This window comes from Streptomyces sp. NPDC040405, from assembly GCF_055595765.1.
Genome location: NZ_JBVIVI010000002.1, coordinates 479,651 through 504,411, shown reverse-complemented (window position 1 = coordinate 504,411; position 24,761 = coordinate 479,651). Strand labels below are relative to the sequence as shown.

The following is a 24,761-nucleotide window of genomic DNA, read 5'->3' as shown; positions in this document are numbered from 1 at the left end:
GCGAGGGGGATCACCATGGATGCGGATCTGCTGGTTGTCGGCGGCGGTCCGGCGGGCTGTTCGGCCGCCGTGATGGCGGCGAGCGTCGGGCTGCGGTCCGTCCTCGTCGAGTCGGACGACGTGCTGTGCGGTGCGCTGCGGCGCATCCCGGTGGTGAGCAATGTCCTGGGCTTCGCCACCGGTCCCGGGCTGGCGGCGGCGGTCGAGGCCGACGTGGCGAGGTGTGACCTCTGCCGGGTCGAACTGGGGCGGCAGGCCACGCGGATCGACGCGTTCGAGGACCGGGTGGAGGTGACGGTCGACGGGCCGAGGGCCTCCGGTGCGCGCCTGACCGCGCCGTATGCCGTCGTCGCCACGGGGGTTGGGCCGCTGGCGCCCGCGACCGCCGGGTGGCTTGCGGGAGCGGAGGGCCGGGAGCTGCCCCAGCTGTGGGAGGCGGATGCCGCGGCGATCACCGACCGCACGCTTCTGGTCCTCGGTGCGGACCGCCCCCTGGGCACCCTCCTCCGCGCCCATCCGGGGCTACGGGCCCGGCTCCTGGTCGCCCATCCGCCCGGCGACGTGTACAAGACCGAGGAGATCGGGCAGGACGCCCGGGTGGAGCTGGTGGCCGTGGAGCGGCTGGAGTTGGGGCCGCCGTCGGAGCCGCTGCGGGCCGAGGCGCTGACCGTCGCGGGCGAGCGGCGTGAACTCACGGCCGACCAGGCGTTCCTGAATCTGGGCAGCGCCCCGGCGCCGCCCGGCGGGGCCGTCGTCACCGGCGGGTCCGGTTACTGTCCGCCCGGCCGCCAGCATCCGAGGATCCGTACCGCCGGTGATCTGCGCTCCGCCCGCTTCCAGCGGATCGCGACCGCGATGGGCTCAGGCGGCGAGGCCGCGCTCAGCGCCTACTACGCTGCGCGCGGCCTCGCCACGGACGGGTTGGGGGGTGGCTGAGATGGGGTCAGACCGCGACCGCCACCTTCTCCTCGTCGCCGGCGGCGCCCTTCGCGGAGGCGTCGCCACCGGCCGGGGCCGTGGCGCCGGACTCCGCCTTCTTCCGCATCCCCTTGAGGAAGATCACCAGCCCGGCCGACACCACCGTGCCCGCCAGGATGGCCAGCAGGTAGAGGAACGGCTGGCCGATCAGCGGGACCACGAAGATGCCGCCGTGCGGGGCGCGCAGCGTGCAGCCGAAGGCCATCGACAGCGCACCGGTGATCGCGCCGCCCACCATCGAGGAGGGGATCACCCGCAGCGGGTCCGCGGCCGCGAACGGAATGGCGCCCTCGCTGATGAAGGAGGCACCCAGCACCCAGGCGGCCTTGCCGTTCTCCCGCTCGGTCTTGGTGAACAGCTTCCCGCGCACGGTGGTGGCCAGCGCCATCGCCAGCGGCGGGACCATACCGGCCGCCATCACCGTGGCCATGATCTTGAGGCTGCCGTCGCTCGGGTCGGACACCGCGATGCCGCCGGTCGCGAAGGCGTACGCGACCTTGTTGACCGGGCCGCCGAGGTCGAAGCACATCATCAGGCCGAGGATCACGCCGAGGCCGATGGCGTTGGCGCCGGAGAGCCCGTTGAGCCAGTCGGTCATCGCCTCCTGGGCGGAGGCGATGGGCTTGCCGATCACCACGAACATCAGGAAGCCGACGATCACCGAGGAGATCAGCGGGATCACCACGACCGGCATGATGCCCCGCAGTGCCGCCGGGACCTTGAATCGCTGGATGCCCATGACGACCGCGCCCGCGATCAGGCCCGCGACCAGACCACCGAGGAATCCGGCCTTGATCGTGGTCGCGATGAAGCCGCCGACGAAGCCGGGCACGAGCCCGGGCCGGTCGGCCATGCCGTAGGCGATGTACCCGGCCAGGACGGGCACCAGGAAGGTGAACGCCGCGCTGCCGATCTGGAAGAGCAGCGCAGCCCAGCTGGCGCTCTCGGCCCACGCGAAGTGGTCCGCGACGGACTTGGCGTTGGCGATCTCGTAGCCGCCGATCGCGAAGGCGAGAGCGATGAGCAGACCGCCCGCGGCGACGAACGGGACCATGTAGCTGACGCCCGTCATCAGCCACTTGCGCAGCCGGGTGCCGAAGCCGTCGCCGCCCGCGTCCATCGGGGCGGAGCCGTCCGAGTCGGCGGCCGCCGCCGGGGCGCTGGTCTCGCCGCGCGCCGCCTTGTCGCGCGCCTCGGCCACCAGCTCGGCCGGGCGGTTGATGCCCGCCTTGACCCCGACGTCCACCGTCGGCTTCCCTGCGAACCGCTCCTTGTCACGGACCTCCACGTCATGCGCGAAGATCACCGCGTCGGCAGCGGCGATGGTGGCGGCGGGCAGCTTCTCGAACCCGGCCGAGCCCTGGGTCTCCACCACCAGCTCGACACCGGCCTCACGGGCGGCGTTCTCCAGCGACTCGGCGGCCATGTAGGTGTGCGCGATGCCGGTGGGACACGAGGTGACGGCGACGATCCGGAAGGGCGCCGCCGCGGCCGCCGGTGCGGGCGCGGTTCCGGCGGGCTCGGAGGTCCCGGCGGGCTCTGCCGGGCCGCTCGCCGCGTCCTTCGGCTCCTCGGTCGCGGGCTCCCCGGCAGCGGGCTCCTCCGCGGCGCTGTCCGTGGCGGCGTCCGTCGCGGCGGACGGTTCCTCGTCACCGCGGATCAGGGCGGCCGCCCGGGCCGGATCGTCGGCGGCCCGCAGGGCGCCGGTGAACTCGGCGTTCATCAGAGACCGGGCGAGGCTGGACAGAATCGTCAGGTGATCGCTGTCCGCGCCCGCGGGGGCCGCGATCAGGAAGATCAGGTCGGCCGGTCCGTCCGGCGCGCCGAAGTCGATCCGGGCCGTGCTGCGCCCGAAGGCCAGCGTCGGCTCGGTGACGTGCTCGCTGCGGCAGTGGGGTATGCCGATGCCGCCGTCCAGGCCGGTCGGCATCTGCTCCTCGCGGGCCGCCACGTCGGCGAGGAAGCCGTCGAGATCGGTGACCCGGCCGACCGCGACCATGCGCTCGGCAAGCGACCGGGCGGCGGCTTCCTTGGTGTCGGCGGACAGGTCAAGGTCGACCAGATCCGCGGTGATCAGCTCACTCATCTCGCGGCTCCCTTAGGTGCGATACCGCCCTGGGGCAGGCGGTCGGAGGGGGTGGGGACTAGGGGGTGGGAGTGGGTCGGGCCGGTCACGCGGGCTCCTTGAGCACGCGATCCAGCGGGACATCCGACGTCGTGGTGACGGCGGACGGCTTCAGGTCGGCCGGGGTCGGCATCGCGCTGCCCGGCAGTTGTACGGCGGCCGCGCCGTGGGCCACGGCCGAGGCGAGCGCGGCGGCTCCGGTGCCGCCCGCCGCCAGGAATCCGGCGAGCGAGGCATCGCCCGCACCGACATTACTGCGGACGGCCGTGACCTTGGCCGTGCCGAAGTAGGCACCGGTCCCGTCGACCAGCAGCTGGCCGTCGGCGCCGAGGCTGGCCAGGACGGCGCGGGCACCCAGCCCGCGCAGCTCCTCGGCGGCCTTGACCGCCTCGCCCACCGTGGCGATCGGGCGGCCGACGGCCTGGGCGAGCTCCTCCGCGTTGGGCTTCACCACATCAGGGCGCTCGCGCAGGGCCGCGGTCAGGGAGGGGCCGGAGGTGTCCAGGGCGATCCTGGCCCCCGCGGAGTGGGCCCGGGCGACCAGCTCGGCGTACCACTCGGGGGCGAGCCCGCGCGGGAGGCTGCCGCAGCAGGCGATCCAGTCGGCGCCTGCGACGCGGGTCCGTACCGCCTCCAGCAGGGCCTCGGCCTCGCTGTCGCTGAGCTCGGGGCCGCTCGCGTTGAGCTTGGTGAGGGTGCCGTCCGGCTCGGCGACGGAGATGTTGACCCGGGTCGAGCCACGCACCGGCACGCCCGCCGCCTCGATGCCCAGCTCTTCGAGCAGCCGTGCCAGCAGCGCGCCCTCGGGGCCGCCGAGCGGCAGCGCCGCCACGGTGCGGTGCCCGGCAGCGGCCACGGCACGCGAGACGTTGACGCCCTTGCCGCCGGGGTCGACCCGGTCGGTGGTGGCCCGCAGCACGGCGCCGCGCTCCAGCGCCGGAATCTCGTACGTACGGTCCAGGCTGGGATTGGGGGTGACGGTGAGGATCATGCGCGTGCTACTTCCGTGCCCTGCTTTTCGATGGCGAGGGCGTCCTGTGGGCTGAGGCCGGTGTCCGTGATGAGCAGGTCGACATGGTCGAGGCCGCCGAAGCGGGCGAAGTGCTCCTGGCCGAACTTGCCGGAGTCGGCGAGCAGCACGACCCGGCGGGCGGCGCTGATCATGGCGCGCTTGACGGCGGCCTCCGCGAGGTCGGGGGTGGTCAGCCCGCTGTCCGGGGAGAAGCCGTTGGTGGCGAGGAAGACCACATCGGCCTTGACCTCGCCGTAGCCGCGCAGCGCCCAGGCGTCGACGGCGGCCCGGGTGCGGTGCCGGACCCGGCCGCCGACCAGGTGCAGGGCGATGCCGGGGTGGTCGGCGAGGCGGGCGGCGATCGGCAGCGCGTGGGTGACCACGGTGAGCCCGGCTTCCAGGGGGATGGCGGCGGCGAACCGGGCCGCCGTCGACCCGGCGTCGATGATCACGCTGCCGTCGGCGGGCAGTTCGGCGAGGGCGGCGCGTGCGATGCGGTCCTTCTCATCGGCGGCGGTGCCCTCGCGCTCGGCGAGGTCGGGCTCGAAGTCGAGCCGTCCGGCCGGGATGGCGCCCCCGTGCACGCGGCGCACCAGACCGGCCCGGTCGAGGGCCCGCAGATCGCGCCGCACGGTCTCGGCGGTGACCTGGAACTCCTCGGCGAGGGAGAGGACATCCACCCGTCCGCTGTCGCGGGCGAGCCGGAGGATCTCCTGCTGACGCTCCGGTGCGTACATGTGGGTTTACGTCCCTTCCATGCCCGAACCTGTGATTTCGCGGCCAGATTACGTCGCTGCTTCCGGAAAGTAAACAGACTCGGGCACTAAACAAACTCGACCGGGCAGACCCGGGCCTTCTTCGAAAGCTTAAGAACGGCTCGCCCCCACAGACGCGGCAGAGCAGTACCTTCAAAGCGATGTCCGAATGCCGCCAGACATAACTGGACCATCCCGACAGAATCAGTGATGTCCGAGGGAATCACAGCACATCTGAGCATCCCTCACCTTCATCGCATTCTTCGCAACCGGGAGCGGACATGACACTCGACGGCAAGGCAGCCCTGATCACCGGCGGCAGTCGCGGCATCGGCGAGGCCATCGCCACCCGGCTCGCCGAGGACGGCGCCGACATCGCCCTGACCTACCACCACCGGGCCGACCGTGCGGCGGACCTCGTCGAACGGATCAAGGCGCTGGGCCGCCGGGCCCTGGCGGTACGGGCCGACAGCGCGGACCCGGAGGCGGTGCGGGCGGCCGTGGACGGGGCCGCCGCCGAGTTCGGGCGCCTGGACATCGTGGTCAACAACGCGGGCGTGGCGGCCCACGGACCGGTCACCGAGCTGTCGCTGGAGGACGTCGACCGCTGCCTGGACATCAACGTCCGGGCGCCGTTCCTGACCGCCCAGGCAGCGGTCGAGCGGCTGGCCGACGGCGGGCGGATCATCAACATCGGCAGCTGCATGGCCGAGCGCGTCGCCTTCGCGGGCGGCAGCCTCTACGCGACCAGCAAGACCGCGCTGACCGGCCTGACCAAGGCGCTCGCCCGTGAGCTGGGCCCGCGCGGGATCACCGTCAACCTGATCCACCCCGGCCCGATCGACACCGACATGAACCCCGCCGACGGCGAGAGCGCCGCCATGCAGAGCGGCTTCACCGCGCTCGGCCGCTACGGACTGCCGTCGGAGGTGGCCGCGACCGTCGCCCACCTCGCGGGCGAGAGCGGCCGCTACATCAGCGGGGCGTCGATCGCCGTGGACGGCGGCTTCGCCGCCTGAAGCCGCCTGAGCCCGCCTGACACCGCCTGACACCGCCTGAAGCCGTCTGAAGCCGCCTGAGGCGCCCGCCCCCTCATGAGGCCCTCACCGAGGAAGAGCCCCGGCGCTCGGGGGAGTGCGCCGGGGCTCGGTCTATGGGGTCTGTGGCGTGCGGTCGGTCCATGCGGGCGCGGCGGCTCAGGCCGCGGCGTCGAAGCCGGTCTGGCGGGCCATCTTCTTCAGCTCCAGCAGCGCGTGCTTCTCGATCTGACGGATGCGCTCACGCGTGAGCCCGTGCTGCTTGCCGACCTCGGTGAGCGTGCGCTCCCGCCCGTCATCGATGCCGTACCGCGCCTTGATGATGGAGGCGGTCCGGTCGTCGAGGCGGCCGATGAGGTCTTCCAGCTCCTCACTGCGCAGCAGCGTCATCACCGACTGCTCGGGCGAGACGGCCGAGGTGTCCTCCAGCAGGTCGCCGAACTGGGTTTCGCCCTCGTCGTCCACCGACATGTTGAGGCTCACCGGGTCGCGCGCCCAGTCCAGCACGTCCGAGACCCGCTCCGGCGTGGAGCTCAGCTCCTCGGCGATCTCCGCGTGCTCCGGCTCGCGGCCGAACTCACGGTTGAACTCGCGCTGCACCCGACGGATCCGGCCCAGCTCCTCGACCAGGTGGACGGGCAGCCGGATCGTACGGGACTGGTCCGCGATCGAGCGCGTGATGGCCTGACGGATCCACCACGTGGCATAGGTCGAAAACTTGAAGCCCTTGGTGTAGTCGAACTTCTCCACGGCGCGCACCAAGCCCGCGTTGCCCTCCTGGATCAGGTCGAGCAAGGGCAGGCCACTGCGCGGATAACGGCGCGCCACGGCCACGACCAGGCGAAGGTTGGAGCGGATGAAGACATCCTTGGCGCGGGCGCCCTCGGCGGCGATGGCCTCGAGCTCCTCTCGGCTCGCACCCGCGACTCCGGTGTCCTCGGCCTCCCCGTCCAGGATCTGCTGGGCATACACACCCGCCTCGACAGCCTGGGACAGCTCGACCTCCTTCGCCGCGTCCAGCAACGGGGTGCGAGCGATCTCGTCGAGATACATGCCGACCAGGTCGCGATCGGCGATCTCCCCGCCTGTGGCGCGAACACTGTTGGCCCCATCAGCGCCACCTGTGGTGGCCTGATTGCGGGCGACGGCACGGGTTGCCATGCGTGCTCCCTTACTGATGGATCGGGCGCGGACTATGAACGGACCTTCCCTGGGCGGGTGCCCCGTCCGATGGAAACAACGACTGGAATCCGGACAGAATTCCCAAGCCGCGCCCACCTTTTTACGATCATGCAGTACCCTGTGCCGCCACAGGGGGTTCAGCGCAGCGCGCCAGCAGCGAGAAAGTGCAGGTCAGTCGGCGCTCCATTGCGCACCGGACCGGCCGCCTTCCCCCCCGCTTTCCACCTCGCCTCCCACTCCACAAGACGGATCCCATGGGCTTCTGGTTGCCCGAGCAGGGCTTGCCACTGGCAGGGATCGCCACCGGCCACGGACCGGTTACCGCAGGCCGGGCTTGCCGGAGGTCCGGAGCGGGTGTGCGCTGGAGGGAGGAGGTTCTGCCATGAACAGTTCCGTCTCGGCCCCGGCGCGCAGGCGCCACCGGCCGCATCTCCCCGCCGTGCCGCTCCACGCCGCCGCCTCCTGGGTGGTCCCCGTCGTGCTGGGCGTCCTCACCGGCGGCTACGCGATGTTCATCGGCCACAACCAGGGCGCGACGCTGCCCTCCGCCACGCTCCTCGGCCTGGCGACGGCGGTCGTCGTCGGCGCGGCCTGCTATCTGGTCGGGCGGATCCAGGGGCGGCTGCTGCCGGAGGTCCGGGCGGGGCTGTACGGAGCGCTCCTCGGCTGCGTGATCGGCTTCCTGTACTGCGTGAGCGGGGCCGCGGTGGGGCGGGCGTCCGGCGTGGGCCTGGGGGTGGCGCTGTCGATGGCAGCGGTGTCGTTCTACGTCTTCCACGCCCGGTCGGACTGAGCCCGGCAGCCCCTCCCCCGTACCGCCTCAGCCGAACCGCACCGTCTCAGCCGAAGCGCACCGCCTCAGCCGAACTGCACCGACCGCTTCGCCAGCCCCATCCAGAAGCCGTCGATCACGCTCCGCTGGCTGCCCAGCTCCGACTCCGCCGCGCCCATCGTGACGAACAGCGGGGCGAAGTGCTCGGTGCGCGGATGGGCGAGTGAGCCGCTCGGAGAGGCGTGCTCGAAGTCGAGCAGGGCGTCGATGTCCTGCCCGGCGAGCGCGCGTTGCCCCCAGTCGTCGAACTCGGTCGACCAGCCGGGCGGCGTCGGGCCGCTGTGGCGCAGCGCGGCCAGGTTGTGGGTGAAGAAGCCGCTGCCGACGATCAGCACTCCCTCGTCGCGCAGCGGGGCGAGCTTGCGGCCGATGTCCATCAGCTTCCGCGGGTCCAGGGTCGGCATCGAGACCTGGAGGACCGGAACATCGGCGTCCGGGTACATCTCGACGAGCGGTACGTAGGCGCCGTGATCGAGCCCCCGGTCGGGGATGTCCTGGACCGGCGTGCCCGCGGCGCGCAGCGTCTTGCGGACGCGCTCGGCCAGTCCGGGGGCGCCGGGCGCGGCGTAGCGGACCTCGTAGTAATGCTGGGGAAATCCCCAGAAGTCGTAGACCAGCGGCGCCGTTTCGGTGGCCCCGAGGGCGAGGGGGGCTTCCTCCCAGTGCGCGGAGATCATCAGAATGGCAGTGGGACGGGGCAGGTCGGCCGCCCAGGCGGCGAGCTGTCCGGGCCAGACCGGATCATCGGCGAGCGGCGGAGCACCATGGCTCAGATAGAGGGCGGGCATGCGCGACACGGCGGCGGCTCCTCGACCAGACGAACGCAATAAAACTTGAAGTCTCAAGCAGTGGCTTCAAGTAAAGGTATCGCACACTTGTTTAAAATTCAAGAAGTAGACTTACAATGAACGATGTGGACGCCATGAACTCCCCCGCAGACACAGCCCCACACACAGCCGCGGACTCGGACACGGACACGGAGACAGCCGCCGACGCGCCCCGCTGGCTGAACGAGGACGAGCAGCGGACCTGGCTGGCGTACATCCAGGCCAGCATGTTGCTCGACGACCATCTCGACCGCCAGCTGCAACGCGACGCGGGCATGCCGCACGTCTACTACGGACTGCTGGTGAAGCTTTCCTGGGCGCCCCGCCACAGCATGCGCATGACCGAACTGGCCGAGGCCGCCAAGATCACCCGTTCCCGGCTCTCGCACGCCATCGCCCGCATGGAGAAGAGCGGCTGGGTACGGCGCGAGGACTGCCCCTCCGACAAGCGCGGGCAGAACGCCGTCCTCACCGAGAAGGGGTTCGGCGTCCTTCAACAGACCGCGCCCGGCCATGTCGACGCCGTCCGCTCGGCCGTCTTCGACCTGCTCACCCCGGAGCAGATGGCCCAGTTCGGCGACGTCTGCCGGATCATCGCCGACGGACTCCAGCCCGAGGGCGCCGATCTGCCCTGGCTGCGCTGAGCCATTACCGCTGAGCCGCACCACGCGTGAAGGCCCCGCTCCACCGGCGAACACCGGGGAGCGGGGCCTTCACTTCCGTACGCGTACGGAAGCGTCCGTACGCGGCCGTACGCGTCGTCAGTGCGCCATGACCGGAACGGCGTCCTCCACCGCCCCGTCGCCCGAAGAACCGGCGACCGCGCCGCCGCCGTCCTGCCTCCCGGCGCTGATCATCGTGGTGGCGATCGCCGCGGACAGCAGCAGGATGCCGACCGCCCAGGCGATGGCCGCGGTGTAGCCGTGCACCATCGACTGCAGCTTCAGCAGCTGGGGCGAAGAGGCCGTGGCCACGTGGCCCTTGGCGTACGCCGTGGTGGCGCTGGCGGCGATGGTGTTGAGCAGCGCGGTGCCGATCGCGCCGCCGACCTGCTGCGAAGTGTTGACCATCGCGGAGGCGACGCCCGCGTCACGCGGCTGGACACCGTGGGTGGCCAGGCTCATCGCGGGCATGAAGGCCGTACCCATGCCGAGGCCGAGCAGGGTGATCGCGGGCAGGATCAGCGCCGGGTACGAGCTGTCGAGGTCGATCTGGGTCAGCAGCAGCATGCCGGACGCGGCGACCAGGAAACCCGGGCCCATCAGCAGCCGCGGCGGAACCCGGGTCATCAGCCGGGCGCCGATCTGCGTCGATCCGGTGATCATGCCCGCGACCATCGGCAGGAAGGCCAGACCGGTCTCGACCGGGCTGAACCCCTTCACGATCTGCATGTAGTAGGTGAGGAAGAGGAACAGACCGAACATCGCGATAACGGCCAGGCCCAGCGAGGCGTAGACCCCGCCGCGGTTGCGGTCGGTGACGACGCGCAGCGGCAGCAGCGGCGCCTTCACCCGGGACTCGACGATCACGAAGGCGGTCAGCAGCACGGCGGCCGCGATGTACAGCGCGACGGTCGGACCGGCGGTCCAGCCGTCGGACTCGGCGCGGGTGAAGGCGTAGACCAGCGCGACCAGGCCCGAGGTGGCCAGCAGCACACCGGGAACGTCCAGCTTCGAGGGGTTACGGCTCTCGGTGGGCTCGCGGATCACGGCGACCGCACCGACCGCGGCGACGATGGCGAACGGGATGTTGACGAAGAACGTCCAGCGCCAGTCCAGGTATTCGGTGAGGACACCGCCGAGGATCAGACCCACGGCACCGCCGCCGCCCGCGATGGCGCCGAACACGCCGAACGCCTTGGCCCGCTCCTTGGGGTCGGTGAACATCACGGCGAGCAGCGACAGCGCGGAGGGCGCGAGCAGCGCGCCGAAGAGACCCTGCAACGCGCGGGCGCCGAGCAGCATGCCGCTGCCCACCGCGGCACCGCCGAGCGCCGAGGCCGCGGCGAAGCCGATCAGCCCGATGATGAAGGTCTGCTTACGGCCCCACAGGTCCGCGATCCGCCCGCCGAACAGCAGCAGGCCACCGAAGGCGAGGGCGTAGGCGGTGATGACCCACTGCTTGTTGCCGTCGGAGATGTTCAGGTCGGCCTGGGCCGACGGCAGGGCGATGTTCACGATGGTCGCGTCGAGGACGACCATCAGCTGGGCGAGGGCGATGAATATCAGCGCGTTCCAGCGCCGAGGATCGACATAGGGAGCCTTGTTCAGGGCCGTTTCAGGCATGGGTGGGCCTACCTAGCGGTGCGGAGAGTGACAAAAGGGACGTGAAGCGGTCGAAAGAAGGGAGGCAGGGGAGAGAAGCAGGAGAGACAGGAGAGGCGAATACTGACGCCGCGCGACGTCACACACAGGGCAGACCCGTGGACGCGCGAGAAATAAGCGGTGTGCGGTGAACGGCCGGGTGCGAGCTACGTCACGGCCGGTGCTGCAGATCCTCCAAGGTGACGGCGGAGCCGGGAAGTTCGGAGCGCGCCGGGGCCGACAGACCGTCCAGGAACAGCTGTAGATGCCGGTGCACGAAGGCGTCGAAGTCCACACAGCCGCTGCCGGGCAGCGGCCGGGTGAGCTGGGTGAGCGCGACCATCAGATCGCCGACGCCGATGTCGGCGCGCAGGCGACCGGCCGCTCGGGCGGCCCTCATCAGGGCGTCGATACCGGCGTCCAGACGGCTGTGGGCGGCGATGTGGTCAGGGTGTTCCTTGTCGATGCCGTCGGAGAGCAGCGGGCACAGCGCGCCGATCCGCTCGTCCGCCGCCGCGTGGACGAAGCGCCCGAGCGCCAGGAAGGTGTCGGGCTCCTCGGCCAGGGCCGATTCGGCTTGCTCGGCGACGCGGGACATCACCGACAGGGTCACGTGGTGGATCAGTTCACGGCGGTCCGCGAAGTGCCGGTAGAGGGTGGCATTGCCGACTCCCGCCCGCCGGGCGATCTCATCGAGCGGGACCTCGGCCCCGTACTCGACGAGCACTTCGCGTGCGGCGCTGATGATCCGCTCCCGATTGCGCAGGGCGTCGGCACGCAGCCGGGGCGGTGCGTGCCGTGTGCGATCCGCGGCTTGTGCGGCGGTGGCTCCGGCCATGGCAGCTTCCCCTTCCGTGTCCGGTCGTCCTGGAATCGAACGATTCGAGGTTCAACATTTCCGGGGAGCCAGTCCCCGTTTCTGCGGTCACCGGGTTAAACGGGGAACCACTCCCCGGAATTTCGCAGTCCGCGGGTGACCTGCGTCACACTCTTTTCGCGCCTGTTTCCCCCGCCCGGCTCAGCAGCTTCCCCCGCCCGGACGCACCCCACGGGCGCCCGGACGCCCACCGGCACACCGTGGGCGGCAATGAAGCAGACCCGCGAGGCCCTCCGCCCTCGAATACGCAGGCTCCGCCGAGGCAGCGCGTTCGTCACCGCCGCCGTGCTCACGGTCGCGGTGGTGGCCCCGGCGGCGATGCCACGTCCGGGAAGACCGGCCGCCGCCGAGCGGGCCCCGGCGCCGGTGACCACGGCGGCGGCCGGGTCGCTGGAACCGTGCTCCCTCGCCTCCGGGCCCGGGCTGCAGATGTCCGAGGGCATCCCCACCAGCCGCGGCTACAGCCGCAGCACGGGGACGGTCAACGCCCTCAACCTGATGATCGACTTCCCCGATGTGCGCGGCAAGGGCACGGCCCGCGAACGCTACGAGGAGTTCTTCCCGCAGACCTCCCGGTGGTTCGCCCGCAGTTCCTACGGACGGCTCGACTACCGTCCCGCGATGCCGGTCGGCCACTGGCTGCGGATGCCGCACTCGTTCCGCTCGTACGGCATAAAGCGCGGCAGCCCCTTCGAGCCCGGCTACCGCAAGCTGGTCGCTGACATAGCGAGGACGGCCGACCCGAAGGTGGACTTCCGCCGCTACGACCTGGTGAACGTCCTGGTCACGCCCAACGCCGGGCCGCCCGCCGCGCATGCGGTGCTCTCCGTGACGTACGCCGACAACCAGCGCGCCCCGACCGCGGACGGGGTTCCGCTGGCCAATGTCTCCTTTGTCTACAGCCGCCAGGACGACGGTTCCGGTTCGCTCCGGAAGACCGGCTTCCGAGTCCTTCCGCACGAGAACGGCCATGTCTTCGGCCTGCCCGACCTCTACACCCGCGGCGGCGGCGACAACGTCGGCCACTGGGACGTGATGTCCGAGGACTGGGGAGCCGGTAACGACCTGCTGGCCTGGCACAAGTGGAAGCTCGGCTGGCTCGGCACCCGCCAGGTCCACTGCGCCGCCCGCCCCGGCACCACGGTGCACGCGCTGTCCCCGCTGCACCGGCCGGAGGGCACCAAGCTCGTCTTCGTCCCGGTCTCGGACTCCGCCGGATACGCCCTGGAGGCACGCGCCGGGGGCGGCAACGACGAGGCGGTGTGCAAGCCCGGCGTCCTGGTGACCTGGGTGGACACCCGCATCGACTCGGGCGGCGGCCCGGTCACCGTCATGGACAGCTCCCCCGGCGGCCACGGCTGCACCCAGGAGCGCAACGTCCACCCCGGGCTCAGCGACGCGGCCTTCGGCCCCGGCGAGACGTACCAGGGGGACGCGGGCGATATGCGCGTACGCGTCCACGTCATCGGCCGGGACGCGGACGGCTCCTACCGCGTCGAGGTCACGCGTCGCGCCAGTGCCGGCGCCCGAGGCTGATCAGCAGCAGCTGCTTACGGGCGGTGTCGGCGATCCGCTCGTGCTCCCGCTCGTCCGCCTGGGCCTCCATGAACGCGGTCGCCGTGGTCACCATGCGGTCGACGTACAGCTCGGCCAGCATCCGGACGTCCTCCGGCGGCCAGCCCGCGGCGTCGAGCCGGGGCGCGAAGGCCACGGCGACCTCGTCGACCAGCCGCCCCAGTTCGGCGGCGATCGCCTCCCGCACCGGCCGCACGCCGCCGTGCCGTTCGCGCGCGATGAAGCGGATGTGGGTGGGGTGGCGGCGCACATGCTCGGCGACCGCTTCCATCACGGCGTCGATCCGCTCCTCGTCCCCGTCCCGCTCGGCGAGGATCGCGCGGATCATGCCCTGCAGACTGCCCAGGGACTCCTCGACCAGCGCCACGCCCAGGTCGGCCATGTCCCGGAAGTGCCGGTAGAAGGCGGCCGGGGCCATGCCCACCACCCGGGTCAGCTCCCGCAGACCCAGGCTGCTGAGGCTCTGCTCCTCCAGCAGCCCCAGCGCCGCGTCGAGCAGTGCGCGGCGCGATTTCTGCTTCCGCGCCTCGCGGATCCCGCATGTGTGACTCATATCATTCCAGTAAACAGGTGTTCGCCGACCTTGGCCAGCCGTACGCGGGGGTAGCCTAGATGTCAGTGAACAGTTGTGAATCCAATTGTTCACTTAATGAGTATCCGCATCCCGGATCCACCACCATGAGACACCACCATGAGAGGCTCACATGCTCTTCATCGTCGCGGCTCTCGCCCTGATGGGGGTTCTGCTGGGCGCGGCGGCACATACCCCGCTCCCGGTCTTCCTCGCCGCTTCCGGCGTCATCGGCGCATGGCTGCTCGTCTTCTTCATCCGTGAACGCACCGGACACAAGGAGAGCTGACCCATGGCACTCACCGCACCCACCCGCACCTCGCCGGTCCGCGCGCGCCGGGACGCCGACGGCATGGCCGTCGCCTCCTTCGTGCTCGGCCTGATCGGCACCCTTCTCTTCAACGCGGTCTTCGGGCCCTGCGCCATCGTCCTCGGCGCGCTCGCGATCGCCCGCGAGACGAAGCGCCGGGGCCGCGCGCTGCTGGGCATCGCGCTCGGCATCGCGGACGTGACCCTGCTGGTCGTCCTGATGACGCTGGACCACTCGGTCTTCTGGCAGTTCGGCAGCTGATCCGGAGCCCTCGCCTCAAGCAGCGGCCCTTCCACTGAGTGGAAGGGCCGTTGCCCGTGCGTGACCCCCGTCACCACGCTGCTGTGCATGACCGCATTCGCACGGAACCAGTGGTACGTCGCCGCCTACGGCCGGGAAGTCGGTCGCGAGCTGCTGGGGCGCACCATCCTGAACGAGCCCATCGCCTTCTACCGCACCGAATCCGACAACGCCGTCGTCGCGCTCGCCGACCGCTGTGTGCACCGCCGCTATCCGCTCTCGGCCAGCCGCCTCGACGGCGACAACGTCGTCTGCGGCTACCACGGCTTCACCTACGACACCACCGGCACCTGCGTGTTCGTGCCCGGCCAGAAGCGCGTCCCGCGCACCGCCCGGGTCGCCTCGTACCCCGTCGTCGAGCAGGACTCGCTGGTCTGGGTGTGGATCGGCGATCCCGCGCTCGCCGATCCGGCCGCGATCCCGCGCGCCCCCTGGCTCGCCGATCCCCGCTGGACGACGGTCGGCGACATGGAGCCGATCAACGCCGGTTACGGGCTGCTCGTGGACAACCTGATGGACCTCTCCCACGAGACGTATCTCCACGGCGGCTACATCGGCACCCCCGAGGTCGCCGAGACGCCGATCACCACCGAGGTGGACGAGGGCGCGGGCATCGTGCGGGTCAGCCGCCACATGGACGACGCCGCCTGCCCTCCCTTCTACGCCCGCTCCACCGGCATCGAGGGCCGCATCACCCGCTGGCAGGACATCGAGTACCACGCGCCCTGCCTGTATCTGCTGCACAGCCGCATCGCCCCGGCGGGGGTGCTGCCGGAGGCCGACGGCTCCGATCCGAACGCCTTCCATGTGGAGATCACGTACGCCATCACCCCCTCCACCGACGGGACCGTCTACGACTTCTGGGCCGTCTCACGGGACTTCGCCCAGGACGACGACGAAGTCACCTCCTTCCTGCGCGACTTCAACCACACCGTGGTGATGCAGGACGTGGACGCGCTGAACCTGCTCCAGAAGGCGCTGGACACCGAGCGCGAGGGCTATCAGGAGCTGAGCATCAACATCGACACCGGCGGCCTGGCCGCGCGCCGCATCCTCGCCCGCCTCGCCGCCGAGGGCGAGCAGCGCGCCACCGCCCCGGCGCCCGGCCCGGCGACCACGGCCGCGCCATGAGCGGCGCGCCCAGCGCCGAGGTCTACCGGATCGACTGGCTGCCCGGCACCGACGTGCTGCACGGCGTCTGCCACTGCGGCGCGGAGCGCACCGCGCAGGACCCGGTGGAGCTGTGGCAGTGGATGCTCGCGCACCCGGACGGACACCAGCCGCCCGCTCCCGAACAGCCCGAACAGAAAGGCACCGCCGCGTGAGCAGCGTCACCGAAGGCCACGAGTACGACGACACCCTGCTGGTGGCCGCCAGAGCCGACGCGGCGCCGGACGTGGTGACGCTCACACTCCGTCATCCGGCGGGGCATGAGCTGCCCCGCTGGGAGCCCGGCGCCCATGTCGACCTCGTCCTCGGGGACGTGCTGATCCGGCAGTACTCGCTGTGCGGGGACCCGGCGGACCGTACGTCCTGGCGGATCGCGGTGCTGCGCGCACCCGACGGACGCGGCGGTTCCGCCCGGGTCCACGACGCGCTCGCCGAGGGCGCGCGGGTGCGGGTGCGCGGGCCGCGCAACCACTTCGCGCTGCGCCCGGCCGCCCGGTATCTGTTCATCGCGGGCGGCATCGGCATCACCCCGATCCTCCCGATGACGGCCGCCGCCGAGGCCGCGGGCGCCGACTGGACGCTGCTGTACGGCGGGCGCACCCGCGCCTCCATGGCCTTCGCGGACCAACTCGCCGACGCGTACGGCGAGAAGGTGCGCCTGGTGCCGCAGGACGAGGCGGGGCTGCTCGACCTCGCCGCGCATCTCGCCGAGCCCGACCCCGGCGCCCTGGTCTACTGCTGCGGCCCGGAGCCGCTGCTGCGGGTCGCCGAGGAGCGGTGCCGCGCCTGGCCCGCGGGCGCGCTGCGCATCGAGCGATTCCAGCCTCGTCCGGCGGACGAGAGTGAGAAGAACGACCCCAACGGCGGTGCGGAGCACGCGGATTCCGGCAGTTTTGAAGTGATCCTCGACCGATCCGGGCGCTCCCTCACCGTCAAACCCGGACATAGCGTGCTGCGCACCCTGGAGGAAGGCGGGGTGCCGGTTTTGTACTCCTGCGAGGAGGGCACGTGTGGTACGTGCGAGACGGATGTCATCGAGGGCGAGGTGGAGCACCGCGACTCCGTACTCACCGACGAGGAGCGCGCGTCGGGCGAGACGATGATGATCTGCGTCTCACGCTGCCGGGGCCCGAAGCTGGTGCTGGACCTGTGAACGCCCCTGCGAAACGGCGCTGAACGACCGCTTACGCCTCTCAAATAATGGGATCGGGTGCCCCCGCCCACTGGACAAACGGGTTGGTTAGGCTAACCTAAGTACGCCTTCGGGGTGCCGTCCCCTGGGCACCGTCCCCGTACGTCTTGAGAAAAGGCACCACCATGCGGTCCATGCGCCACGTCAGAGAACTTCCGCTCTCCCGTCGCGGTCTCCTCGCCGCGGGCGGCGCCACCGGTCTCGGAGCCCTCGTCACCGCCTGCGGCGGCAAGGGCGGTTCGGGGTCCGGCGACGGAAAGGGCGGCGGCTCCTGGTCGTTCACGGACGACCGCAAGAAGAAAATCACCAACGACGGCGCTCCCCAGCACATCGTCGCCTACGTCGCCGCGGCGGCCGCGCTGTACGACTTCGGCATCGACAAGCAGATCACCGGGGTCTTCGGCCCGACCAAGCTGAAGAACGGCAAGCCCGACCCGCAGGCCGGGGACATCGACGTCGACCGGCTCACCAGCCTCGGCCAGACCTGGGGCCAGTTCAACGTCGAGAAGTACGCCTCGCTCAGCCCCGATCTGCTGATCACCAACATGTTCGACCCGGGCGCGCTCTTCTACATCCCGGACGACAGCAAGAAGAAGATCCTCGAACTGGCCCCCAGCTGCGCCATCACCACCGGCCGCGTCTCCATGCTGGAGCCCATCAAGCGCTACGCCGCGCTGGCCGAGGCGCTCGGCGCCGACCTCAAGGCCAAGAAGGTCACCGACGCCAAGGCCCGCTTCGAGAAGGCGTCCGAGGAACTGCGCAAAACCGTCAAGTCGCACAAGATCCGGGTCATGGCCTGCTCCGCCAGCGCCGACCTCTTCTACGTCTCCAACCCGAAGATCAGCGCCGACCTGATCTACTTCCAGGAGCTGGGCGTCGAGCTCGTACAGCCGCGGAAGCCCGACAAGGGCGGCTACTTCGAGAGCCTGAGCTGGGAGAACGCCGACAAGTACGACGCGGACGTGCTGTTCCTGGACAACCGCACCGCGACCCTCCAGCCGGACGCCCTGAAGTCCAAGCCGACCTGGTCGAAGCTGCCCGCGGTCAAGGCGGGTCAGATCACCCCCTGGAGCAGCGAACCGCGCTTCTCCTACGCCGGTGCGGCCCCGCTCATCGAGTCCCTCACCAAGGCCATCCAGGACGCGAAGAAGGTCAGCTGACGCGGGCTGACCAGCCACCCAGCGCCGGTCAGCCACGGTGCTGACCCACCGGTACCGACTCACCGGCGCTGACCGACGGCAAGCGAAGGGAAGACGTCGCTCCCATGACCACCGCAGCCACCACCACCCGCCCCGCCTCCACCGCCGTACCGTTCCGCTTCTTCGACGCACACGTCGTACGGACCCGGGCGCTCGGACCGTCCATGTCCCGGATCACCTTCGGCGGCGCCGCCCTCGGGGGCTTCACCACCGGCGGTCGCGACCAGCGCTTCAAACTGTTCCTGCCGCACCCCGGCCAGCCCGCCCCGGTCGTGCCGGTCGAGGACGGCGACGGCTGGTTCGCCACCTGGCGGACGATGGACCCGGCCGTACGCGGCATCATGCGCTCGTACACCGTGCGCGAGCAGCGCCGCGAACCCGACGAGATCGACGTCGACTTCGCGCTGCACGAGGACGGCGGCCCGGCCGCCAGCTGGGCCGCGCGCGCCGAGAGCGGCGACCGCGTGACCCTGCTGGGCCCGGTCGTCGAGGACAACGGCGGCGTCGACTTCCGGCCGCCGTCCGGCACCGACTGGGTGCTGATCTCCGGCGACGAGACCGCGCTGCCCGCCGTCTCCGGCATCCTCGACTGGCTGCCCGCCGGTATCCCGGCGAAGGTGTGGATCGAGGTCCAGCACGCCGCGGACATCCAGGAGCTGCACACCGCGGCCGACGCCGAGATCACCTGGCTGGTCCGGGACGGTGCCGCCCCCGGCTCCCCGCGCTCCGCCCTGCTGCTGGACGACGTACGCGCCACCCAGCTGCCGTCCGGCACCCCCTACGCCTGGATCGCGGGCGAGGCCGGGACCGTCAAGGAGATGCGCCGCCATCTGGTGCGCGAACGCGGCTTCGAGCGCAAAGCGGTGACCTTCACCGGCTACTGGCGGCTCGGCGCCTGCGAGGAGCAGCTCGTCGAGGAGGCCGTGAGCGGCAGCGGCCCGAAGTCCGACGACTGACCGGCCCCCCTTCCCTCCACCCTCACCGGACCTCAGAACCCATCAACTGACCGACGGGACCTCCCACGCCGAGGCGCGCCACCGCGCGCCCGGCTCCCCCGGCCGGCGCACCCGCATGCCCGCACCCTCCCCACGGGCGCCACCCCCACAGCGCCACACCCCCCACCCCGCACGCCCGCAGGCGCGCCCACCCCGCGCGCCCGCATGCTCCAGGAAGGACCGACCGTGAGTTTCCTCGCGCAGACCGCTGAGGACCCGTCGCCGGAGTCGATACCCGGGGCGGCGGATGGCAGGGCCCACCTCTTCAACGACCGTACGGCGGAGAGCTACCGGCGCTCCGTGACCGACGGCATCGGCCTGGTGGCCTCCACCGTCGCCCGCACCGACCGCCCGTTCACCGGAGTCACCCCGGGTGAACTGGCCCCCGAGGTATCCGGCATCGACCTGGAACAGCCGCTGGGCGACCCGGGCGCCGCTCTGAAGGAGCTGGAGCGCGTCTACCTCAAGGACGCCGTCTACTTCCACCACCCGCGCTACCTCGCCCACCTCAACTGCCCCGTGGTCATCCCGGCGCTGCTCGGCGAGGCGGTCCTCTCGGCCGTCAACTCCTCCCTGGACACCTGGGACCAGAGCGCGGGCGGCACCCTGATCGAGCGGCGGCTGATCGACTGGACCGCCGAGCGCATCGGCCTCGGCGAGGCCGCCGACGGCATCTTCACCAGCGGCGGCAGCCAGTCCAACCTCCACGCGATGCTGCTGGCCCGCGACGAGGCGTGCAAGACGGTGGAGAAGGAGGCCGCCGAGGCCGGGGAGACCGTTCCCCCGAAATCCGAGATCCTGCCGCGGCTGCGCATCCTCACCTCCCAGGCCAGCCACTTCTCCGTGAAGAAGGCCGCCGCCATCCTGGGGCTCGGCTACGAGGCCGTCATCGCGATCCCCTGCGACCAGGACCGGCGGATGCGCACCGTCGCCCTGGCCCGCGAACTCGACCGCTGCCGTCAGGAGAACCTGGTGGTCATGGCCGTCGTCGCGACCGCCGGAACCACCGACTTCGGCTCCATCGACCCGCTGCCCGAGATCGCCGAGCTGACCTCGCGGCACGGCTCCTGGATGCATGTGGACGCCGCGTACGGCTGCGGGCTGCTGGCCTCCCCCACCCGCCGTCACCTGCTCGACGGCATCGAGCGCGCCGACTCGGTCACCGTGGACTACCACAAGTCGTTCTTCCAGCCGGTCAGCTCCAGCGCCGTCCTGGTCCGCGACCGCGTCACGCTCAGCCACGCCACGTACCACGCGGACTACCTCAACCCCGAGCGCAGCGTCGAGAAGCTCATCCCCAACCAGGTCGACAAGTCCATCCAGACCACCCGCCGCTTCGACGCGCTCAAGCTGTGGCTGACGCTGCGCATCATGGGCGCGGACGCGCTCGGGTCGCTCTTCGACGAGGTCGTGGACCGGGCCGCCGAGGGCTGGAGCCTGCTGGACACCGACCCGCGGTTCGAGGTCGTCACCGAGCCGCAGCTGTCGACGCTCGTCTTCCGCTACGTGCCGCCGACCGGCGACGACTCCGACCCGGACCTCGTCGACCGCGCCAATCTGCACGCCCGCGAGGCCCTGGCCGCCTCGGGCGAGGCGGTCGTGGCCGGAACGGTCGTGGACGGCCGCCACTACCTGAAGTTCACGCTGCTCAACCCGGAGACGTCGCTGAGCGACATCGCGTTCGTCCTCGACCTCCTCGCCGAGCACGCCGGTCAGTACCTGGCCCTGCACATCGAGCCCGAACTCAGCCACTCCCGCGCCAGCTGAACCGCTGGCCCGACTGAGCCGCTGACCGCACGTCCCCCCTCGGAGAACCACCGTGCCCACCCCGCACATATACGACTTCATCGCCGTCGGCCTCGGCCCCTATAACCTGGGCCTGGCCTGCCTCACGGAGCCGATCGACGAACTCGACGGCCTGTTCCTGGAGAGCAAGCCCGACTTCGACTGGCACCCGGGCATGCTGCTGGACGGCGTCACCCTCCAGACCCCGTTCATGGCCGACCTCGTCACCCTGGCCGACCCCACCTCCCCGTACTCCTTCCTCAACTACCTGAAGGAATCCGGGCGGCTGTACTCGTTCTACATCCGCGAGATCTTCTATCCGCTGCGGGCCGAGTACAACAACTACTGCCGCTGGGCCGCCGGAAAGCTCGCCGGCGTCCGCTTCGGCCACGAGGTGACGAGCGTCGCGTACGACGACGCCGACGGCCTCTACACCGTGCGCTCCCAGCGCCCGAGCGGCGAGACCACCGAGCACCGCGCCCGCCATCTGGTGCTCGGCACCGGCACCCCGCCCTTCATCCCGGAGAACTGCCGGGACCTCGGCGGCGACCTGCTGCACAACGGCCGCTATCTGGAGCACAAGGAGGCCCTCCAGGCCAAGGACTCCATCACGATCGTCGGCAGCGGGCAGAGCGCGGCCGAGATCTACCAGGACCTGCTGGCCGACATCGGCAGCCACGGCTACCGCCTCAACTGGGTGACCCGCTCCCCGCGCTTCTTCCCGCTCGAATACACCAAGCTCACGCTGGAGATGACCTCGCCGGACTACGTGGACTACTTCCACGCGCTCCCCGAGGACACCCGCTACCGGCTGGAGTCCGAGCAGAAGGGCCTGTTCAAGGGCATCGACGCCGAGCTGATCAACTCCATCTACGACCTGCTCTACCAGCAGTCCGTGGACGGCCCGGTGCCGACCCGGCTGCTCACCAACACCGCGCTCGCCGACGCCTCGTACGACGAGTCCACCGGTACGTACACCCTCGGGCTGCGCCACGAGGAGCAGGAGCGCGACTTCTCCCTCACCACCCAGGGCCTGGTCCTGGCCACCGGCTACCGCTACCAGGTGCCCGCCTTCCTGGAGCCGGTGCGCGACCGCATCCGCTGGGACGGCCACGGCCGCTTCGACGTCGCCCGCAACTACAGCATCGACACCACCGGCCGCGGCATCTTCCTCCAGAACGGTGCCACCCAGGCGCACAGCCTCACCTCCCCCGACCTGGGCATGGGCCCGTACCGCAACTCCTGGATCATCAGCGAGCTGCTGGGCCGCGAGTACTACCCGGTCGAGAAGTCGATCGCCTTCCAGGAGTTCGGCGCGCCGGAGGGACCCCTGTCATGACCCTCTTCGCACGACACGACGACCGCCTCGGCGACTTCGCCCTGCGCGCCCTCGACCCGGCCGCCGACGCCGCGCTGCTGCACGGCTGGGTGACCCACCCCAAGGCGTCCTACTGGATGATGCAGGACGCGAGCCTCGCCGACACCGAGGCCGAGTACCGCAGGATCGCCGACCACCCGCACCACGAGGCGTTCATCGGCCTGCACGACGGCGAACCCGCCTTCCTCGCCGAGCGCTACAACCCGGCGGAGGTCGAGCTGGTGGGGCTGTACGAGCCCCGCGAGGGCGACGTCGGCATGCACTTCCTGTGCGCGCCGACCGACACCCCGGTGCACGGCTTCACCCTCGCCGTGATCACCACCGTCATGGAGTTCTGCTTCGCCGACCCCGCCGTCCGGCGCGTCGTCGTCGAGCCCGACGTCCGCAACGACGCGGTGCACGCGCTGAACGCGGCGGTCGGCTTCGACGTCGTCGAGAAGATCGTCAAACCGGAGAAGGACGCCTACCTCAGCACCTGCACGCGCGAGCGCTTCGTCGCCGCGCGCGCCGCCCAAGGAGTATTCCGATGAGCCCCCGCGATGCCGTCGCCCACCTCACCCCCGACCTGTGGGAGCGGGCGGGCCGCCTCCTCACCGCCAAGGCCCTCGCCGAGTTCACACACGAGCGCCTGCTGAAGCCCGAACTCGCCGACGACGGCCGGTACGCCGTCCACAGCGACGACGGCTCGGTCACCTACCGCTTCGCCGCCCGCGTCCTCACCCTGGACCACTGGCTGGTCGACGCGGACAGCATCACCCGCCACGGCCGGGACGGCGCGCAGCGCCCGCTGGACGCCCTCGACTTCTTCATCGAGCTGCGCGGCGCCCTCGGCCTCAGCGAGGACATCCTCCCCGTCTACCTCGAAGAGATCAGCTCCACGCTCTCCGGTACGGCCTACAAACTGGCCGCCGAGCCGGTCGGCGCGGCCCAGCTCGCCAAGTCCGGCTTCCAGGAGATCGAGACGGGGATGACCGAGGGTCACCCGTGCTTCGTCGCCAACAACGGGCGCCTCGGCTTCGGCATCCACGAGTACCTCTCGTACGCGCCGGAGACCGCCAGCCCCGTCCAGCTGGTCTGGCTGGCCGCGCACCGCGACCACTCCACCTTCACCGCCTCCGCAGACATCGACTACGACGCGCTGGTCCGCGCCGAGCTGAGCGAGGAGACCCGGGCCCGCTTCGCGGACACCCTCAGCGGCCTGGGCCTCGACAGCGCCGACTACCACCTGCTGCCCGTGCACCCCTGGCAGTGGTGGAACAAGCTGTCCGTCAGCTTCGCCGCCGAGGTCGCCCAGCAGCGTCTGGTCTGGCTCGGCCCCGGCGAGGACGAGTACCTCGCGCAGCAGTCGATCCGTACCTTCTTCAACACCAGCGACCCGTCCAAGCACTATGTGAAGACCGCCCTGTCGGTCCTCAACATGGGCTTCATGCGGGGCCTCTCGGCCGCCTACATGGAGGCCACCCCGGCCATCAACGACTGGCTGACCGGCGTCATCGCCGCCGACGAGGTCTTCCAGGCCGCCCGCTTCTCGATCATCCGCGAGCGGGCCGCCATCGGCTACCACCACCGCCAGTACGAGGCCGCCACCAACCGGTACTCCCCGTACCGGAAGATGCTCGCCGCGCTGTGGCGCGAGAGCCCCGTGGCGTCGCTGGAACCCGGCCAGCGCCTCGCCACCATGGCCTCCCTCCTCCACACCGACTCGGGCGGCGGCTCCTTCGTCAGCGCCCTCATCGAGGAATCCGGCCTCACCCCGGCGGCCTGGCTCCGCGGCTACCTGGACGCCTACCTGACCCCGGTCCTGCACAGCTTCTACGCCTACGACCTGGTGTTCATGCCGCACGGCGAGAACGTCATCCTGGTCATCGAGGGCGGCGCCGTCCAGCGGGTGATCTTCAAGGACATCGCCGAGGAGATCGCGGTGATGGACCCGGACGCGGTCCTGCCCCCGGCCGTCGAGCGCATCCGCGCGGACGTCCCCGAGGACATGAAGCTGCTGTCCGTCTTCACCGACGTCTTCGACTGCTTCCTGCGCTTCCTCAACGGCATCCTCGTCGCCGACGGGCTGGTCGAGGAGGACACCTTCTGGCAGACGGTCGCCGCCTCGGTCCAGGGCTACCAGGACGCGATGCCGCACCTCGCGGACAAGTTCAAGCAGTACGACATGTTCACCGAGGACTTCGCGCTGTCCTGCCTCAACCGTCTCCAGCTGCGCAACAACCGCGAGATGGTCGACCTCCAGGACCCGGCGGGCGCCCTCCAGCTGATCGGCACGCTGAAGAACCCGATCGCGCGGTTCCGCCCCGAGAGCTGAGCCTTCGAGCGCCGGGCACCGCTGCGCTCACGCAGCGGTGCCCG

24 protein-coding genes are annotated in these 24,761 nt (G+C 70.8%); 16 read left to right on the top strand and 8 right to left on the bottom strand.

All coding sequences use genetic code 11. From position 1 onward, the window contains the following. Positions 1–15: 15 nt before the first annotated feature. Positions 16–936 (top strand): FAD-dependent oxidoreductase, encoded by a 921-nt coding sequence (locus ACZ59A_RS09585; protein ID WP_470955769.1) that lies wholly within the window; start codon positions 16–18, stop codon positions 934–936. Between the two features lie 7 nt (positions 937–943). Here ACZ59A_RS09585 and ACZ59A_RS09580 read toward each other — a convergent pair whose 3' ends face one another. The 3 genes from ACZ59A_RS09580 to ACZ59A_RS09570 form a co-directional block, all read right to left on the bottom strand. Next, a complete protein-coding gene (locus ACZ59A_RS09580; RefSeq protein WP_470955766.1) occupies positions 944–3,064 on the bottom strand; it encodes a PTS fructose transporter subunit IIABC in 2,121 nt (706 codons plus the stop codon). A gap of 85 nt (positions 3,065–3,149) precedes the next feature. Beyond that, a complete protein-coding gene (pfkB, locus tag ACZ59A_RS09575) occupies positions 3,150–4,094 on the bottom strand; it encodes a 1-phosphofructokinase (protein WP_468053898.1) in 945 nt (314 codons plus the stop codon). Continuing rightward, positions 4,091–4,852: a DeoR/GlpR family DNA-binding transcription regulator gene (locus ACZ59A_RS09570; RefSeq protein ID WP_470955762.1), complete on the bottom strand. Its 762-nt coding sequence runs from the start codon at positions 4,850–4,852 to the stop codon at positions 4,091–4,093. The genes pfkB and ACZ59A_RS09570 overlap by 4 nt, the downstream gene beginning before the upstream one ends. A 299-nt stretch (positions 4,853–5,151) precedes the next feature. Between ACZ59A_RS09570 and ACZ59A_RS09565 the strand changes: the two genes are divergently transcribed. Further along, positions 5,152–5,889, top strand: coding sequence for a 3-oxoacyl-ACP reductase family protein (locus ACZ59A_RS09565; protein WP_470955759.1), 738 nt, complete (start codon positions 5,152–5,154; stop codon positions 5,887–5,889). 177 nt (positions 5,890–6,066) lie between these two features. Here ACZ59A_RS09565 and ACZ59A_RS09560 read toward each other — a convergent pair whose 3' ends face one another. Continuing rightward, the gene (locus ACZ59A_RS09560; protein WP_470955756.1) at positions 6,067–7,068 is read right to left on the bottom strand and encodes a sigma-70 family RNA polymerase sigma factor; all 1,002 of its coding nucleotides are present in this window, start codon (positions 7,066–7,068) and stop codon (positions 6,067–6,069) included. Between the two features lie 403 nt (positions 7,069–7,471). On the opposite strand from ACZ59A_RS09560, the gene ACZ59A_RS09555 reads away from it, so the two are divergent. Then, a complete protein-coding gene (locus ACZ59A_RS09555) occupies positions 7,472–7,882 on the top strand; it encodes a hypothetical protein (protein ID WP_470955753.1) in 411 nt (136 codons plus the stop codon). Between the two features lie 65 nt (positions 7,883–7,947). Here the strand turns inward: ACZ59A_RS09555 and ACZ59A_RS09550 are convergent, their stop codons facing one another. Next, positions 7,948–8,709, bottom strand: coding sequence for a dioxygenase family protein (locus ACZ59A_RS09550; protein ID WP_470957842.1), 762 nt, complete (start codon positions 8,707–8,709; stop codon positions 7,948–7,950). 134 nt (positions 8,710–8,843) lie between these two features. Here ACZ59A_RS09550 and ACZ59A_RS09545 point away from each other — a divergent pair, with 134 nt between their 5' ends. After that, positions 8,844–9,392: a MarR family winged helix-turn-helix transcriptional regulator gene (locus ACZ59A_RS09545; RefSeq protein WP_470957840.1), complete on the top strand. Its 549-nt coding sequence runs from the start codon at positions 8,844–8,846 to the stop codon at positions 9,390–9,392. 117 nt (positions 9,393–9,509) lie between these two features. Here ACZ59A_RS09545 and ACZ59A_RS09540 read toward each other — a convergent pair whose 3' ends face one another. Further along, positions 9,510–11,033: an MFS transporter gene (locus ACZ59A_RS09540; RefSeq protein ID WP_470955751.1), complete on the bottom strand. Its 1,524-nt coding sequence runs from the start codon at positions 11,031–11,033 to the stop codon at positions 9,510–9,512. A gap of 190 nt (positions 11,034–11,223) precedes the next feature. Further along, positions 11,224–11,889: a TetR/AcrR family transcriptional regulator gene (locus tag ACZ59A_RS09535; RefSeq protein WP_470955748.1), complete on the bottom strand. Its 666-nt coding sequence runs from the start codon at positions 11,887–11,889 to the stop codon at positions 11,224–11,226. A gap of 249 nt (positions 11,890–12,138) precedes the next feature. Between ACZ59A_RS09535 and ACZ59A_RS09530 the strand changes: the two genes are divergently transcribed. After that, positions 12,139–13,464: a M6 family metalloprotease domain-containing protein gene (locus ACZ59A_RS09530; protein ID WP_470955745.1), complete on the top strand. Its 1,326-nt coding sequence runs from the start codon at positions 12,139–12,141 to the stop codon at positions 13,462–13,464. On the opposite strand, the gene ACZ59A_RS09525 is transcribed toward ACZ59A_RS09530, so the two are convergent. Further along, a complete protein-coding gene (locus ACZ59A_RS09525) occupies positions 13,430–14,056 on the bottom strand; it encodes a TetR family transcriptional regulator (protein WP_470955742.1) in 627 nt (208 codons plus the stop codon). The two genes, ACZ59A_RS09530 and ACZ59A_RS09525, sit on opposite strands and share 35 nt — an antisense overlap. A 151-nt stretch (positions 14,057–14,207) precedes the next feature. Between ACZ59A_RS09525 and ACZ59A_RS09520 the strand changes: the two genes are divergently transcribed. The 11 genes from ACZ59A_RS09520 (at position 14,208) to ACZ59A_RS09470 (ending at position 24,717) form a co-directional block, all read left to right on the top strand. Then, positions 14,208–14,363 (top strand): hypothetical protein, encoded by a 156-nt coding sequence (locus tag ACZ59A_RS09520; protein WP_468053917.1) that lies wholly within the window; start codon positions 14,208–14,210, stop codon positions 14,361–14,363. A 3-nt stretch (positions 14,364–14,366) separates the two neighbouring features. After that, the gene (locus ACZ59A_RS09515) at positions 14,367–14,645 is read left to right on the top strand and encodes a DUF4190 domain-containing protein (protein ID WP_470955739.1); all 279 of its coding nucleotides are present in this window, start codon (positions 14,367–14,369) and stop codon (positions 14,643–14,645) included. 87 nt (positions 14,646–14,732) lie between these two features. Continuing rightward, positions 14,733–15,815, top strand: a complete 1,083-nt coding sequence (locus ACZ59A_RS09510) for an aromatic ring-hydroxylating dioxygenase subunit alpha (protein WP_470955737.1) — start codon at positions 14,733–14,735, stop codon at positions 15,813–15,815. Then, positions 15,812–16,009, top strand: coding sequence for a hypothetical protein (locus tag ACZ59A_RS09505; RefSeq protein WP_470955734.1), 198 nt, complete (start codon positions 15,812–15,814; stop codon positions 16,007–16,009). The genes ACZ59A_RS09510 and ACZ59A_RS09505 overlap by 4 nt, the downstream gene beginning before the upstream one ends. After that, a complete protein-coding gene (locus tag ACZ59A_RS09500; RefSeq protein ID WP_470955732.1) occupies positions 16,006–17,007 on the top strand; it encodes a PDR/VanB family oxidoreductase in 1,002 nt (333 codons plus the stop codon). Before ACZ59A_RS09505 ends, ACZ59A_RS09500 begins: the two co-directional genes overlap by 4 nt. Positions 17,008–17,180: 173 nt before the next feature. After that, a complete protein-coding gene (locus ACZ59A_RS09495; protein WP_470955729.1) occupies positions 17,181–18,206 on the top strand; it encodes an ABC transporter substrate-binding protein in 1,026 nt (341 codons plus the stop codon). Positions 18,207–18,310: 104 nt separating this feature from the next. Then, complete coding sequence (locus ACZ59A_RS09490; RefSeq protein ID WP_470955726.1) at positions 18,311–19,201, top strand: siderophore-interacting protein; 891 nt, start codon at positions 18,311–18,313, stop codon at positions 19,199–19,201. Positions 19,202–19,426: 225 nt separating this feature from the next. Beyond that, positions 19,427–21,007, top strand: coding sequence for a pyridoxal phosphate-dependent decarboxylase family protein (locus ACZ59A_RS09485; RefSeq protein WP_470955719.1), 1,581 nt, complete (start codon positions 19,427–19,429; stop codon positions 21,005–21,007). Positions 21,008–21,059: 52 nt separating this feature from the next. Then, positions 21,060–22,364, top strand: a complete 1,305-nt coding sequence (locus ACZ59A_RS09480; RefSeq protein WP_470955716.1) for a lysine N(6)-hydroxylase/L-ornithine N(5)-oxygenase family protein — start codon at positions 21,060–21,062, stop codon at positions 22,362–22,364. Then, positions 22,361–22,933 carry a GNAT family N-acetyltransferase gene (locus tag ACZ59A_RS09475; protein ID WP_470955713.1) on the top strand — a complete coding sequence of 191 codons (573 nt, stop codon included), beginning with the start codon at positions 22,361–22,363 and terminating at the stop codon, positions 22,931–22,933. The genes ACZ59A_RS09480 and ACZ59A_RS09475 overlap by 4 nt, the downstream gene beginning before the upstream one ends. Then, on the top strand, positions 22,930–24,717 hold the full coding sequence (locus tag ACZ59A_RS09470; protein ID WP_470955709.1) for an IucA/IucC family protein: 1,788 nt from the start codon (positions 22,930–22,932) through the stop codon (positions 24,715–24,717). The genes ACZ59A_RS09475 and ACZ59A_RS09470 overlap by 4 nt, the downstream gene beginning before the upstream one ends. The last annotated feature ends 44 nt before the right edge of the window (positions 24,718–24,761 follow it).